This is a genomic window from Streptomyces griseoviridis (genome assembly GCF_005222485.1).
GTDB lineage: Bacteria > Actinomycetota > Actinomycetes > Streptomycetales > Streptomycetaceae > Streptomyces > Streptomyces hintoniae.
In genome coordinates this window covers 3,933,933-3,946,573 of sequence record NZ_CP029078.1, presented here as the reverse complement: position 1 = coordinate 3,946,573, position 12,641 = coordinate 3,933,933, and the positions used below count along the sequence as shown (strand labels likewise).

Here is a 12,641-nt window from a genome sequence, read left to right as displayed (position 1 = left end):
CAGCCACCGGTCACCGGCTGCCCCCTTCCGATCACCCTCGTTCGGGGGGCGCGTGGGCGCGCGCTGGAAGCGCCCGAACGTGGCTGAAAGGCGGGCATACCGGCGCGTGTCGCCGCCCCCGGGATCGCGTGTGACGTCCCCGGGATCGCGTGTGACTCAGGTCACTGGAAGTTTCCGCGCGGCCGGAAATAACCGGGGAGCCTTTCCCCGTTTGAACTCGTGTCCGAGCGAAACGGGGACGCTTTCCCCGCATCGCGCCCGCACCGACCACCGCACCGACCATCGACCCAGGGAGTACGCCGTGACGGCCACCGCAAGTCCCGTGCGCAAGGTGACCCGGCCGCGTGCCGACGCTCAGCGCAACCGGGAGCGGATCGTCTCCGCCGCCCGCGAGATGTTCGTCGAACACGGGCCCCATGTCCCGCTCGACGAGATCGCCCGCCGGGCCGGCGTCGGCAACGCCACGGTGTACCGCCACTTCCCCGACCGTGACGCGCTGGTGCGCGAGGTCGTCTGCTCCGTCATGGACCGGACGTCCGAGGCGGCCGAGACGGCGCTCGCGGCCAGCGGGGACGCCTTCGCGGCGCTGGAGCGCTTCGTGCACACCGCGGGGGACGAGCGGATCAGCGCCCTGTGCCCGATGATCTCCAGCGCCTTCGACGAGAACCACCCCGACCTGGAGGCGGCCCGGCGACGGGTCGAGCAGATCGTCGGGGAGATCATGGGCCGCGCCAGGGCGGCGGGACAGCTCCGTCCCGACGTCGGTGTCGGCGACGTGATGGTCGCCGTCGCGCAGCTCAGCCGGCCCCCGGCCGGTGCGGCCTGCCTCAGCGTCGACGGCTTCGTCCACCGCCATCTGCAACTGTTCCTCGACGGACTGCGGGCCCCGGCCCGCTCCGTCCTGCCGGGGGCGACCGTGACCATGGAGGACCTCCGACAGTCCTGACCGTCTCCCGCCCCGCCCCCGCCCCTGCCCCCGCCCCCGCGACCCGGCCGGCCGCCCGCGCTTCCGCGCTCCCGCGCCCGGCTGACCGGTCCGGACCTCCCACCGTCCGAACCGTCCCACCCGGCGGATCGTCCCACCGTCCGACCCGTCTCACCGTCCGAACCGTTACACCGTCCGACCCGTCTCACCGTCCCACCGTCCGGCCCGGCTGATCGTCCTGACCGACTGCGGCCCCATCCAGGCAGCAGCGGCTCCCACTCAGGCGCCGGCTCCCCTCGGACTCCGGCCCCGGCCCGCACTCCGGCCGACCCGGTCCACGCCCTCGCGGCCGTCACCGTCGACGTCCCGTAGTCCGCCACGCCCTTTTCCGCCTTCACGCCACGTTTTCCGCGTTCACGCCACCTTTTTCCGTCCCGAAAGTCCCGAAGTGGGTACCTCCATGTCAGAAACAGCCGCCCCGGCCCGCGGCGCCGCCGACAAGAGCGGCGACGCCAACCGCTGGAAAGCGCTCGTCTTCATCGCGCTCGCCCAGCTGATGGTCGTCCTCGACGCCACCATCGTGAACATCGCCCTGCCCTCCGCCCAGACCGACCTGGGCATCTCCGACGGCAACCGGCAGTGGGTCGTCACCGCCTACGCCCTCGCCTTCGGCGGACTGCTGCTGTTCGGCGGGCGGCTGGCCGACCTCTGGGGACGCAAGCGCGCCTTCGTCACCGGACTCACCGGCTTCGCCCTCGCCTCCGCGCTCGGCGGCGCCGCCACCAGCGGCGCCATGATGTTCGGCGCCCGCGCCCTCCAGGGCGTCTTCGGCGCGCTCCTCGCGCCCGCCGCGCTCTCCCTGCTCGCCGTGATGTTCACGGACGCGAAGGAGCGCGCCAAGGCGTTCGGCATCTACGGCGCGATCGCCGGTGGCGGCGGCGCCGTCGGCTTCATCCTCGGCGGTGTCCTCACCGAGTACCTCGACTGGCGCTGGACGTTCTTCGTGAACATCCCGTTCGCGATCGTGGCCGCGCTCGGCGCGTACTTCGTGATCCGGGAGCCCGAGGGCAGCCGCAACCGCTCCCCGCTCGACATCCCCGGCGTCGTCCTGTCCACCCTCGGCCTGGTCTCGCTGGTCTACGGCTTCACCCGCGCCGAGTCCGACGGCTGGAGCGACGCGTTCACCGTCTCGCTGTTCGTCGCGTCGGCCGTGCTGCTGCTGGCGTTCGTCGTCACCGAGGCCCGGGTCAAGGCGCCGCTGCTGCCGCTGCGCGTGGTCACCGACCGCAACCGCGGCGGGATCTACCTCTCGCTCGGCATCGCGATCATCGCGATGTTCGGCACGTTCCTCTTCCTGACCTACTACCTCCAGGTCGTGAAGGGCTTCACCCCGATCCAGACCGGCCTCGCCTTCATGCCGATGGTCGTCGGCATGATGGTCGGCTCCACCCAGATCGGCACCCGGCTGATGACCCGGCTCCCGGCCCGGATGCTGATGGCGCCCGGCTTCGTGGTCGCCGCCGTCGGCATGCTGCTGATGACCGGGCTCGAGATCGGCTCGTCGTACGCCTCGACGATCCTGCCCGCGATGCTGCTGCTCGGCCTCGGCATGGGTACGGCGTTCATGCCGGCCATGTCCCTGGCCACGCTGGGCGTCGAGCCCCGGGACGCCGGTGTCGCCTCCGCGATGGTCAACACCTCGCAGCAGGTGGGCGGCGCGATCGGCACCGCCCTGCTGAACACGATCGCCGCCTCCGCGACGACCGGGTACATCGCGGACCACATCGTGGGCGCCGGCTCCAAGTCCCAGCAGCAGCTCGTGCAGTTGCAGGGCATGGTGCACGGCTACACGGCCGCGATCTGGTTCGCCGTCGGCATGCTGCTGCTGGCCGCGGTCATCGTCTCGGTGTTCGTGAACGCGGGCCGGCCCGGGGCCCATGTGGTCACCACCGGCCCGGGAGCGGGCACCGGCCAGGACGACGAGCTGCCGATACCGGTCATCGCCCACTGACGGGAGCGGCAGGGCGGACGGCGGGGGCCGCCGTGACGGGCGGGGGCCGCCGTGACGGGCGGGAGCCGCGGGTGGCGTCCGTCCGCGGGCCGTGGGCAGCGGGCCGCTGACCACGGCCCGGTGTCGGCGGTGTCGCCCTGACGTGGCGGCCGGGGCCGGTGTCCCCGGCCGCCTACCGCAGCCAGGGCAGGTCCGCGCCCGCCTCGTTCGGCTGGAGTCCCTCGGCGACGATCTGCATGATCTCGCCGAGGGACTTCTGCTGTTCCGGCGTCAGACGTTCGAACACCGCCTGCCGGACGGCGCTGACGTGCCCGGGAGCGGTCTGCTCCAGAACCTTCAGGCCCTCGTCGGTGAGGACCGCGAACTGGCCGCGCTTGTCGGACGGACAGTCCTCGCGGCGCACCCAGCCGTTCTTCTCCAGGCGGGCGATGGCGTGCGAGAGGCGGGAGCGGGTGATCTTCGCCTTCATCGCCAGTTCGGTCATCCGCAGCCGGCGCTGCGGGGCCTCGGCGAGCGCGACGATCAGCCCGTAGTAGACGTGCGGCATACCGGCGTCCCGCTGGAGCTGCCGGTCGAGGTGGTCCTCGAGAAGGGTGCTGGCGTGCAGGTAGGCGCGCCAGACTCGCTGTTCCTCGTCGGTCAGCCAGCGGGGGTTCTCGGATGCCGTGTTCATGGGCTCCACTGTACGAGCACCCTCATTGAAAGTTAAACAAGTGCGGCGTAGGCTGTGCGCATACGTTTTAGGTTTCAAGTAGGGAGTCGCCGCCATGTCCGCCGCCACCCAGGAGCGCATGCCCGCCCTCTATCTGAGCCACGGCGCCCCGCCGCTCGCGGACGACCCCGTCTGGCCCGGCGAACTCGCCGCCTGGTCGGCCGACCTGCCGCGGCCCAAGGCCATCCTCATGGTCTCCGCCCACTGGGAGGAGGCCCCGCTCGCCCTCGGCGCCACCACCGCCGTCCCGCTCGTCTACGACTTCTGGGGCTTCCCCGAGCACTACTACCGGGTGACCTACGACGCCCCGGGCGCCCCCGCGCTCGCCGAGTCGGTACGGAAGCTGCTGCGCGCCCCCGGCACCCCGGTCCAGGACATCCCCGACCGCGGCCTCGACCACGGCGCCTACGTGCCGCTCGTCGAGATGTTTCCGGCCGCCGACATCCCGGTGCTCCAGGTCTCCATGCCGACCCTCGACCCCGTCAGGCTCATGGAGATCGGACGCAGGCTCGCACCGCTGCGCGACGAGGGGGTCCTGATCGTCGGCTCCGGCTTCTTCACCCACAACCTGGCCGCGCTGCGCCACCAGGGCCCCGGGGTGCCCGGCTGGTCGGCCGAGTTCGACGACTGGGGGCACCGGATGCTCGACGCCGGCGACGTCGACGCGCTCCTCGACTTCCCGCGCAAGTCGCCCGCGGGACAGCTCGCCCACCCGCGCACCGAGCACTTCGCACCGCTGTTCGTCACCATGGGCGCGGCGGACGCGACCGGCGACCTGGACGCCCAGAAGTCCGTCATCGACGGGTTCTGGCTGGGGCTGGCCAAGCGGTCGGTGCAGTTCGGCTGAGAGACGGGGAGGGCGCGCCGTCGCGCAGCCCGACGAGGCGTCCACCCGGCTGCGCGAACGGTTCGGCTCCCAGTCGCCGGCGCGGGGCCGCGAGGTGGGCCGCAAGGTGGGCCGCGAGGTGGGCCGCAAGGCCGGGCGCTACCGGGATGCCGCCCGGTGCGCGCTCTTGGCGCGATAAGGACCGCATATGGCGTAGCCCAGAATCTCCTGTGTGTCCGCATCCGCGGCAACCATCAGCCGGTACGGACCGTCTTCAGGGTGGGAGAGCAGCCGCGATCGGCGCTCCTCGCTACGGAGAACGGTGGTATCGAACGTGATGGACGTCTCACGTACATAGGGGTGGCAGAGGTCGGCGAGAGCGTCGAGATCCTTCTCTGCTCCCGGCCTGACCTGCGCCTCTGTGGGTTCCGACACCGTCACGCGGGCCTCCGGGGCGGCACAGGGTACTGCATGATCAGAAAAATCGGGGGTCGGGTTGGGAATTCTGTCCGGATTCCAGTCGTTGTTTCCATCAGATGCTGGGCACCCGAAAAGGTGCCGACGGGTACTCCACGTCGAGTGCCCGGGTGTCTGAAGGACCACCCGCCAGCCCACCATCGCAAGGGAGCTCGCATGGCAACCCGTGCCGTCGCCCGTCGTAAGTCCGCCACCGGCGAGACGGCCGACGCGGCAAGCAGTGTTCGCGCCCGTACCGGCGAGATCGCCGACCGTGACCTGGTCGGCATGTACCTCGACGAGATCGCGCGTACGCCGCTGCTCGACGCCGCCAAGGAGGTCGAGCTGTCTCAGATGATCGAGGCGGGTGTGTTCGCGCGACAGGTCCTCGACGGGTTCGAGGAGTCGAGGGCCACCGCCACCCGCGAGGAGCTGGACGCCCTGATCGCCGACGGCGAGCGGGCCAAGGACATCTTCATCTGCTCCAACCTCCGGCTGGTCGTCGCGGTCGCACGCCGCTACCCGCGCAGTGGCCTCCCGCTGCTCGACCTCGTCCAGGAGGGCAACGCCGGCCTGGTGCGCGCGGTGGAGAAGTTCGACTACCGCAAGGGCTTCAAGTTCTCCACGTACGCGACCTGGTGGATCCGTCAGGCGATCACCCGCTCGATAGCCGACCAGTCCCGCACCATCCGCCTCCCCGTCCACCTGGTGGAGGAGCTGGGCCGGATCCGGCGTGTGCAGCGCGAGTTCAACCGCGAGCACGGCCGTGACCCGGAGCCCACCGAGGTGGCGACGGAGCTTGGCTCGACGCCCGAGCGTGTCGTCGACGTGCTCGACTGGGCCCGCGACCCGGTCTCGCTGAACATGGCGGTGGACGACCAGGGCGAGACGCAGTTCGGCGACCTCCTGGAGGACACGTCGGCGGTCTCCCCCGAGCAGTCCGTGCTGACACTGCTGCGCAGCGAGGAGCTGGACGACCTCATCGGCCGTCTCGACCCGCGAACGGCGTCCATCATCAAGATGCGGTACGGCATCGACGACGGCCGTGAGCGCACGCTGACCGAGGTCGGCAAGGAGCACGGGCTGACCCGTGAGCGCATCCGGCAGATCGAGAAGCACGCCCTGCTCGAACTGAAGAAGCTGGCCCGCGACACGGGCTTCGAGGCCGCGGCCTGACCTGGGTCCGAGGTTGCCTGGCCCGAGGTGGCCTGGTTCCGGGGTGGCCTGGCCCCGGCCTGAACTGGCCCCGGCGTGACCTGGCCGCGGCCTGACAGGGGCGCGTGTCTGAGTCGGCCAGGACCGGGTCCGGGGCACGGACGGCCCCCGAGGGCGGGTGGCCGGGAACCGGCGGCCGTGAGGGCCGACGGAGGGGGAGTGGGGCATGGTTGAGGGAGGGACGGGGCCTGCTTTGGGCCCGCCGCGTACGCCGGGTGGCGAAAGACCGCGCAAACATGGCTCTGAGTCGTCGCTTCAAGTGTTCGACTCGCGGGAAACAAGACAACAGGGCCCGAGGATCGGGCCCCTCCCGGGGACGCGGACCGGTCCCGGGGAGTCGCACCGCACCGGGGCACCCACCGCCCTCGCAGACCGCACCGCACCGCGGACGCCCACCGCCCTCGCTGATCGCACCGTCCCAGGACCGCGGACCGTGGAGCACCGGACGAGCAGACCGCACTGACCCCTGGGGCCACCGCCCCACCACACCGGGCCCGAGAACGACCACCCGAGGGCCCCTCCTGGACCACGCGTCCCGACGCACATCCCCCCCGGCGCCGGGACCTTCCGTGAGCCGGGCTTCGGCGCCCCTCCCCCCGGGCGCTGAGGCCCGGCTCTCTCCTTGCCGGGAGCCGGGAGCCGGGAGCCGGGGGCAGGGGGCAGGGGGCCGAAGGCCGGGTGCCGCGTCCGCGGACTTCTCGCCGGGTGAGTGCCGGGCGGCGCCGTCATTCCGCCTGTAATCGCCCCGCGGACGCCGTCCCGTCGCCGTCCGAAGCCTGGACGGCGGGGCACCCCGAACCTGAACCCCGGGGTGGCCCGCCGGATGGCAGATTGTGTCACATGGGCATAGCCTGCCGACGTGAGCAGCCCCACCCCCGCACGGAATCCCCACCCCGCCTTCCCGGCCGAGCCACCCTCAGGACCGCCCTCCGGGCCACCCGACGAGGCACCTTCGGCGCAGGGCTCGCTGACCGAGCGGCGCAAGGCCGCCACCCGGATCGAGATCGCCCGCGCGGCGGCCGGACTGTTCGTACGGCAGGGGCTGCGGGCCACCCGCGCCGAGGACATCGCGCGGGCCGCGGGGATCGCCCCGCGCACCTTCTACCGGTACTTCGCGACCAAGGAGGAGGCCGTCGCCCCGCTCTACGCGGCCGGCGCGGAACGCTGGGCGGAGGCGGTCCGCACGGCCCCCGCCGACCTGACGGTCCCGGAGGCGCTGGCGCACGCGGTCCGGTACACGTTCACGCCGGGCGCCGGGGTCTCCGCGGCCTCCTGGCAGCTCGTGCGCACCCTGATCCGGCTGACCGACAGCAGCCCGGCGCTGGCCCGGGTCTGGGCGGAGGTCTGCCTTGAGTCGGAGGAACGGCTCGTCGAGGTGCTGGCCCAGCGCCTGCGCCGGGGGAGCGCCGATGACGGCAGCGGTGGTTCCGGGGGTGCGGAGGGCGGCGACAACGTTGGCAACGGGGAGCTGAGGTTCGCGGCGGCGGTCGCCGGGGCCGTCGTCCGGGTCGCGGTGGAGAGCTGGGCGGCCGACGAGTCGCCCGCCTCCGGAGCGGCGGGCCCGGCGGCCGGAGCGCTGCGGAACCTGGAGTCCCTGCGGGGGTTCGGGTGGGGGAGCGCGGAGGGGCCCGCAACGCCGGCCGGGGGCGAACGGGCCTCAGGGTCCTCCGCCACCTCGGCCGAGGGTGAGGGGTAGGGGTAGGGGTAGGGCGAGAGTGGGGGCCGGGGGCGGGGGCGAGGGCGAGGGACTGATGGGGCGCGAGGGACCGATGAGGCGCGGGTGACTCCTGCGCCTCATCGATCGCCCCGGTTCAGGAGGGTTCCGTCACCGCTCTCGTCAGGCGGCCCGCCAACTCCCTTATCGCGTCCTTCAGTTCCTCCGGTTCGTGGACCGTGAACTCGTGGCCCAGCATGGCGAGCTTGACCGCGAGCCACCGCGGGGCGTCGTCGGTCGTGGCGCTGACCCGGCAGTGGGTCGCGCCCAGCGGCTCGGGGCTGCCCAGCCAGCTCGGGAGGCGGTCGGCGGGTGCCGCGAACGTGGCCGCGAAGACGTAGGACTCGTGCAGGCCCCGCATCGAGCGCCGCAGGAACTCCGCCGCGCTGCCCGTCGGCAGCTCGCGAGGGGTGAAGCGGGCGCCGGTGGCGAAGGGGTCGCTGACCCGGTCGACGCGGAAGGTGCGCCAGTCGGCCCGGTCGAGGTCGTACGCGACGAGGTACCAGCGCCGGCCCGTCGACACCAGCCGGTACGGCTCGGTGACCCGGTGCGACGCGGTGCCGTCCCCGGCCCGGTAGGCGAACCGCAGCCGCTCCCGCCCGGCGACCGTCGACGCCATGACGGTGAGCGTCTCGGGGGAGATGCTCGCGCCGTCCCCGCTGGTCAGCGGCGTCGTCGCGGCCTGGAGGGTGGAGACGCGGTGGCGCAGCCGGGACGGCAGCACCTGCTCCAGCTTGGCGAGGGCGCGCACGGACGCCTCGTCGACCCCCTCCAGCGCGTGCCCCGCCCCCGCGCGCAGCCCGACCGCGATGGCCACCGCCTCCTCGTCGTCCAGGACGAGCGGGGGCATCGCCTTGCCCGCGACCAGCCGGTAGCCGCCGTCCGCGCCCTTCGACGCCTGGACGGGATAGCCCAGTTCACGCAGCCGGTCGATGTCGCGGCGGACCGTGCGCCGGGAGACGCCGAGCCGGTCGGCCAGCTCGCCGCCCGGCCATTCGCGGGGCGTCTGGAGGAGCGAGAGGAGCTGGAGGAGCCGCGCCGGAGTGTCGGTCGTCATACAGTCGAGGATGCCCGACAACTAGGACACGATCTGACCTAAGCGGCTCCTAGCTTCACGGTATGACTTCACCCGAGACCCCTGCGGAGATGGTCGCCGCACCGGTCACCCCGCCCGCCGACGTGCCCGTCGACCCGCCCGCCGACGCCACGGACCGGCGGCGCTGGTTCGCTCTCGCGATCGTGATGACGGCCGCTTTCATGGACCTCGTCGACGTCACGATCGTCAACATAGCCATCCCGTCGATCGAACGGGACACGGGCGCCACCTTCAGCCAGATCCAGTGGATAACCGCCGGCTACGCGCTCGCCTTCGCGGCCGGGCTCATCACCGGCGGACGCCTGGGTGATATTCACGGACGCAAACGCCTGTTCCTGCTCGGTATCGGCGGGTTCACGGTCGCCTCCGCGCTCTGCGGCTTCGCCGCCAACCCCGAGATGCTGGTCGCCTCACGCATCCTCCAGGGCGCCATGGCGGCGATGATGGTCCCGCAGGTCCTGTCGATCGTGCACGCCACCTTCCCCGCGCACGAGCGCGGCAAGGTCTTCGGCCTCTTCGGCGCGATCGTCGGCCTGGGCGCGGTCTCCGGGCCGCTGCTCGGCGCGCTGCTGACGGAGTGGAACCTCTTCGGCCTCGAATGGCGCCCGATCTTCCTGATCAACCTGCCGGTCGGCGTCGTCGGACTGATCCTCGGCAGCCGGTTCATCACCGAGTCGAAGGCGCCCCGCGCCCTCCGCCTCGACCTGGTGGGCGTCGCGCTCGTCACCCTCGGACTGCTGATGCTGCTCTACCCGCTGACCCGCGGCGAGGAGCTGGACTGGCCGCTGTGGGGCTACGCGTCGATGGCGGGCGCGCTCGGCGTCTTCGCGGCGCTGGTGGCGTACGAGCGGCGCAAGGCGGCGCGGGACGGCTCCCCGCTGATCGAGCTGTCCCTCTTCAAGGTCAAGAGCTTCGCCGCGGGCATCGCCGTCCAGACCGTCTTCGGCATCGGGCTCGGCATCTTCTTCCTGGTGTGGACCCTGTACATGCAGGTCGGCCTCGGCTGGAGCGCGCTGCGGGCCGGGCTGACCGGCGTGCCGTTCTCGATCGCCGTCTCCACGGCCGCCGCGCTGTCCGTGCAGAAGCTGGTGCCGCGCTTCGGACGCGGGGTGCTCCAGGCGGGCGCGCTGCTGATGGGCCTCGGCGTGCTGTCCTACCTCTGGGAGGCCGGCCACTACGGGCTCGGCATCACCTCCTGGCAGATGGCGCTGCCGCTGGTCGTGATGGGCGTCGGCATGGGCCTGATCGTCGCGCCGCTGACGGACGCCGTCCTGTCGGGCGTCCCGCGCGAGCACGCCGGGTCCGCCTCGGGGCTCATCAACACCGTGCAGCAGATGGGCAACGCGCTCGGACTCGGCCTGGTGTCCGTGGTCTTCTTCGGCGAGATCGGCGACCGGCTGACCCCGGCCCAGATGGGCCCCGCCTTCGTGGACGCCTTCCAGAACGCGCTGGGCTGGGTGGCCGTGGTGATGGCCGCGATCTTCGTCCTGATGTTCGCGCTGCCGAAGCGCCCGGCCCAGCACCTGGAGGGCGCCGGGACGGACGAGCCGGGCGGGCCGGATGTGGCGGACAGGTTGGACGAGATGGACGGGATGGATGGGACGGCTGGTTCCGCGGACACGGCGGTGACGACGGGAGCGGCCGGCGTGCCCGCCTGAGGCACCGCCGCGCCCCTCGGACCACCCCACCCGAGGCACCCGAGGCCGCGCCCGGCACCGAGAGGGCGCCGGGCATGCCACCCGAGGCCGCGCCCGGCACCGTGAAGGTGCCGGGCGCGGCCTTGCCTGTGGCTGCCTGGGTGGGGCGCCAGCCTCCCCCTCGCCCCCCGGATGCCCGTTTGTGTCCGCCTGTCTCCGAACCTGTTTACTTTTTGGAAATCTGTGCGTAGCCTCCCGACTGAAACCACACGTTCGGGCATCGAACGGAAACGGTCGGACATCCAGTCGGAGGCAGGCGGACATGTACGCACCCGAGCGTCAGCAGGAAATCCTGCGGCTCGCCCGCGACGGCGGCCGGGTGGACGTGGTGTCGCTCGCCGAGGAGTTCCAGGTGACCGCGGAGACCATCCGCCGCGACCTGAAGGCCCTCGACCGCGCCGGACTGCTGCGCCGGGTGCACGGCGGCGCCATCCCGGCCGGCCGCCTCGGCTTCGAGCCCGACCTCACCGAACGCGAGGGCACCGCCGCCGACGAGAAGGACCGCGTCGCGCAGGCCGCCGTCGCCGAACTCCCCACCGACGGCACCCTCATCCTCGACGCCGGTACGACGGTGGCGCGACTCGCCGCCGCCATCCCGCTGGAGTCCTCCCTCACCGTCGTCACCCACAGCCTCCCGATCGCCGCCCGGCTCGCCGACCACCCCGGCATCCAGCTCCACCTGGTCGGCGGCCGGGTACGGCACCGCACCCGGGCCGCCGTCGACGCCTGGGCGCTGCGCGCGTACGGCGAGATCCGGGCGGACGTCCTCTTCGTCGCCGCCAACGGCTTCTCCGCCGAGCACGGCCTCACCACCCCCGACCTCGCCGAGGCCGCCGTCAAGACCGCGGCCATGGCGGCGGCCAGGCGCGTGGTGCTGCTCGCCGACTCCACCAAGCACGGCCAGGAGCACTTCGCCCGCTTCGGTGACCTGAACGACGTGGACCTGCTGATCACCGACAGCGGGCTGAGCCCGGACGACGCCGCCGTCATCGAACGCGGCGGCACGGAAGTAGTACGCGCATGATCCTCACCGTCACCCCCAATCCGTCCCTCGACCGCACCTACGAGGTCCCCTCGCTCGACCGCGGCGAGGTCATCCGCGCCACCGGCGAACGCATGGACCCCGGCGGCAAGGGCGTCAACGTCTCGCGCGCCGTCAACGCGGCCGGACGGCGCACGGTCGCCGTCCTGCCCCTCGGTGGTGCGCCGGGCGCGCTCGTCGCCGAACTGCTCGACGCGCAGGGCATCGAGGTCGCCCCCGTGCCGGTCGCCGGAGCCACCCGCTCCAACATCGCCCTCGCCGAGGCGGACGGCGTCCTCACCAAGATCAACGCGCCGGGCCCCGAACTGAGCCCCGCCGAACAGGAACTCCTCCTGGAGACGGTCCGCGTCCACTCCCGCGACGCCGACTGGATCGCCTGCTGCGGCAGCCTCCCCCGGGGGCTCGCACCGGCCTGGTACGCCGACGTCGTCGCGCGGGCACACGCGGGCGGAGCGCGGATCGCCCTCGACACCTCCGGGCGCGCTCTCCTCGAAGCGCTGCGCGAACGGCCCGACGTGGTCAAGCCCAACGCCGAGGAACTCGCGGAAGCCGTCGGACGCCCCCTCACGACCGTGGGCGACGCCGTCAAGGCCGCCGAGGAGTTGCGCGGGATGGGCGCGCGCGCCGTCCTCGCGAGCCTGGGCGCCGACGGCCAGCTCCTCGTCGACGACGCCGGCACCTGGTTCGCCGGCGCCCGCGTCGACACCGTCCGCAGCAACGTCGGCGCCGGCGACTCCTCCCTCGCCGGCTTCCTCATCGCCGGCGGCAGCGGGCCCGACGCCCTCGCCTCCGCCGTGGCGCACGGCGCCGCCGCCGTCCAACTGCCGGGCAGCGTCATGCCCACCCCGGCCGACCTCGACCCCGCGGCGGTGACGGTCACGACGGCCGTCCCCCTCGACCGCGCCCTGACGGAACCGGTGCCATGAGCCGCAGGCCCCCGACCACCC

Annotated in this window: 10 protein-coding genes and 1 pseudogene; 8 read left to right on the top strand and 3 right to left on the bottom strand. The window is 72.7% G+C overall.

The features are described 5' to 3' along the window. Positions 1-301 precede the first annotated feature (301 nt). Both DDJ31_RS16585 and DDJ31_RS16580 read left to right on the top strand, forming a co-directional pair. A complete protein-coding gene (locus DDJ31_RS16585) occupies positions 302-946 on the top strand; it encodes a TetR/AcrR family transcriptional regulator (protein ID WP_127179511.1) in 645 nt (214 codons plus the stop codon). A gap of 439 nt (positions 947-1,385) precedes the next feature. Then, the gene (locus DDJ31_RS16580; RefSeq protein WP_127179512.1) at positions 1,386-2,936 is read left to right on the top strand and encodes a DHA2 family efflux MFS transporter permease subunit; all 1,551 of its coding nucleotides are present in this window, start codon (positions 1,386-1,388) and stop codon (positions 2,934-2,936) included. Positions 2,937-3,108: 172 nt separating this feature from the next. Here DDJ31_RS16580 and DDJ31_RS16575 read toward each other — a convergent pair whose 3' ends face one another. Beyond that, the gene (locus DDJ31_RS16575; RefSeq protein ID WP_127179513.1) at positions 3,109-3,609 is read right to left on the bottom strand and encodes a MarR family winged helix-turn-helix transcriptional regulator; all 501 of its coding nucleotides are present in this window, start codon (positions 3,607-3,609) and stop codon (positions 3,109-3,111) included. Positions 3,610-3,703: 94 nt separating this feature from the next. On the opposite strand from DDJ31_RS16575, the gene DDJ31_RS16570 reads away from it, so the two are divergent. Beyond that, a complete protein-coding gene (locus tag DDJ31_RS16570) occupies positions 3,704-4,495 on the top strand; it encodes a dioxygenase family protein (protein ID WP_127179514.1) in 792 nt (263 codons plus the stop codon). A 156-nt stretch (positions 4,496-4,651) separates the two neighbouring features. Here DDJ31_RS16570 and DDJ31_RS39175 read toward each other — a convergent pair. Next, positions 4,652-4,909 (bottom strand): annotated as a pseudogene (locus DDJ31_RS39175) (N-acetyltransferase family protein); the annotation flags it as partial. A 198-nt stretch (positions 4,910-5,107) separates the two neighbouring features. Between DDJ31_RS39175 and DDJ31_RS16565 the strand changes: the two are divergent. Together DDJ31_RS16565 and DDJ31_RS16560 are read left to right on the top strand one after the other, a co-directional pair. Beyond that, on the top strand, positions 5,108-6,106 hold the full coding sequence (locus tag DDJ31_RS16565) for a sigma-70 family RNA polymerase sigma factor (protein WP_127179515.1): 999 nt from the start codon (positions 5,108-5,110) through the stop codon (positions 6,104-6,106). A gap of 1,036 nt (positions 6,107-7,142) precedes the next feature. Next, positions 7,143-7,841 (top strand): TetR/AcrR family transcriptional regulator, encoded by a 699-nt coding sequence (locus DDJ31_RS16560; RefSeq protein WP_127182757.1) that lies wholly within the window; start codon positions 7,143-7,145, stop codon positions 7,839-7,841. A gap of 115 nt (positions 7,842-7,956) precedes the next feature. Here DDJ31_RS16560 and DDJ31_RS16555 read toward each other — a convergent pair whose 3' ends face one another. Further along, on the bottom strand, positions 7,957-8,916 hold the full coding sequence (locus DDJ31_RS16555) for a helix-turn-helix transcriptional regulator (RefSeq protein WP_127179516.1): 960 nt from the start codon (positions 8,914-8,916) through the stop codon (positions 7,957-7,959). Between the two features lie 62 nt (positions 8,917-8,978). Here DDJ31_RS16555 and DDJ31_RS16550 point away from each other — a divergent pair, with 62 nt between their 5' ends. From DDJ31_RS16550 to pfkB, 3 genes are all read left to right on the top strand, one after another. After that, positions 8,979-10,613, top strand: coding sequence for an MFS transporter (locus DDJ31_RS16550; RefSeq protein WP_164784951.1), 1,635 nt, complete (start codon positions 8,979-8,981; stop codon positions 10,611-10,613). A 301-nt stretch (positions 10,614-10,914) separates the two neighbouring features. Further along, positions 10,915-11,676 carry a DeoR/GlpR family DNA-binding transcription regulator gene (locus DDJ31_RS16545; RefSeq protein ID WP_127179517.1) on the top strand — a complete coding sequence of 254 codons (762 nt, stop codon included), beginning with the start codon at positions 10,915-10,917 and terminating at the stop codon, positions 11,674-11,676. Continuing rightward, positions 11,673-12,620 carry a 1-phosphofructokinase gene (gene pfkB / locus DDJ31_RS16540; protein ID WP_127179518.1) on the top strand — a complete coding sequence of 316 codons (948 nt, stop codon included), beginning with the start codon at positions 11,673-11,675 and terminating at the stop codon, positions 12,618-12,620. Before DDJ31_RS16545 ends, pfkB begins: the two co-directional genes overlap by 4 nt. Positions 12,621-12,641: the final 21 nt, after the last annotated feature.

Excerpts from the sequence above, each read along its gene's own strand:
- DDJ31_RS16580 (WP_127179512.1), top strand. The coding sequence starts at position 1,386 with ATGTCAGAAACAGCCGCCCCGGCCCGCGGCGCCGCCGACAAGAGCGGC.
- DDJ31_RS16575 (WP_127179513.1), bottom strand. The coding sequence starts at position 3,609 with ATGAACACGGCATCCGAGAACCCCCGCTGGCTGACCGACGAGGAACAG.
- DDJ31_RS16570 (WP_127179514.1), top strand. The coding sequence starts at position 3,704 with ATGTCCGCCGCCACCCAGGAGCGCATGCCCGCCCTCTATCTGAGCCAC.
- DDJ31_RS16565 (WP_127179515.1), top strand. The coding sequence starts at position 5,108 with ATGGCAACCCGTGCCGTCGCCCGTCGTAAGTCCGCCACCGGCGAGACG.
- DDJ31_RS16555 (WP_127179516.1), bottom strand. The coding sequence starts at position 8,916 with ATGACGACCGACACTCCGGCGCGGCTCCTCCAGCTCCTCTCGCTCCTC.
- DDJ31_RS16550 (WP_164784951.1), top strand. The coding sequence starts at position 8,979 with ATGACTTCACCCGAGACCCCTGCGGAGATGGTCGCCGCACCGGTCACC.
- DDJ31_RS16545 (WP_127179517.1), top strand. The coding sequence starts at position 10,915 with ATGTACGCACCCGAGCGTCAGCAGGAAATCCTGCGGCTCGCCCGCGAC.
- pfkB (WP_127179518.1), top strand. The coding sequence starts at position 11,673 with ATGATCCTCACCGTCACCCCCAATCCGTCCCTCGACCGCACCTACGAG.